1 protein-coding gene is annotated in these 1054 nt (G+C 74.8%); it reads right to left on the reverse strand.

Annotated features, from left to right (window positions below; all coding sequences use genetic code 11):
- On the reverse strand, positions 1-600 hold a 600-nt coding region (locus tag MCM47_RS41410; protein ID WP_255753460.1), incomplete at its 3' end, for a lyase family protein.
- Between the last annotated feature and the right edge of the window lie 454 nt (positions 601-1054).

A 1054-nucleotide genomic window follows, 5' to 3' on the forward strand; every position in this document is an offset into this window, starting at 1 on the left:
CCCGCCGAACTCCTGGCCGAGGGTGACGGGCGTGGCGTCCATCAGGTGCGTCCGGCCGGACTTCACGACCTCGGCGAACTCCGCCGACTTGCGCTCCAAAGCCTCCGCCAGGTGCTCCAGCGCCGGGACCAGGTCGTGGGTGACGGCGGCGGTGGCCGCGATGTGGATCGAGGACGGGAAGACGTCGTTCGAGGACTGGCTGGCGTTGACGTGGTCGTTCGGGTGGACCGGCCGGCCCAGCCGCTCGGACGCCAGGGTGGCGATCACCTCGTTGGCGTTCATGTTCGACGAGGTGCCCGAGCCGGTCTGGAACACGTCCACCGGGAACTCCGCGTCCCAGCGGCCCTGCGCGACCTCCTCCGCGGCCGCCGCGATCGCCTCCGCGGTCTCCGTGTCCAGCACCCCGAGCCGGGCGTTCACCCGGGCGGCGGCGGCCTTGATCCGTGCCAGCGCCGCGATGTGCGCGCGCTCCAACCGCTGGCCCGAGACCGGGAAGTTCTCCACCGCCCGCTGTGTCTGTGCCTGCCACTTGGCCGTGGCCGGTACCCGCACCTCGCCCATCGAGTCGTGCTCGGTCCGGTACTGCTGCTCGTCGCCCATCGCGCGCTGCACCTCCTGGGAGGTCCCGTGGCCGCTCACGGCCCGGGGCCCGTCGCTGTCGGTCCTGCTCTTCGATCACCACAGCCGCGCGGGGCCCCCGGCTATTTCCGCCCGGCCGCCCCAGTTGATCACGCGCCGCTGGGCGGCCCTGCGGCCGGCCGGCGCCGGCAAGCCGCCTTCGGGCGCGCAGGGGGTGGACGCGCGCACGGGCGCCTCCGGGAGATCGGGGGTGGCGATCCCGACCGATGGGGCGCGGCGGTGCGGGAGAAGCGGGCAACTGTTCACTCGAAGGAGTGAAGATCGTGACGTCGGCCCGCTGAGTCGCCGTCACGCTCCGTACGCTCGGCCGCGGGCCAGGGAACGGGACTGCGACAGTCCGGTTCCCGGGCCGGCGCGGCCGGCGGCCGGCCCCGGCGGGAACCGGGCCGGACGGCGGGTCCGCGGCCGGCGGGCG

The organism is Kitasatospora sp. A2-31 (assembly GCF_022288725.1).
GTDB lineage: Bacteria > Actinomycetota > Actinomycetes > Streptomycetales > Streptomycetaceae > Kitasatospora.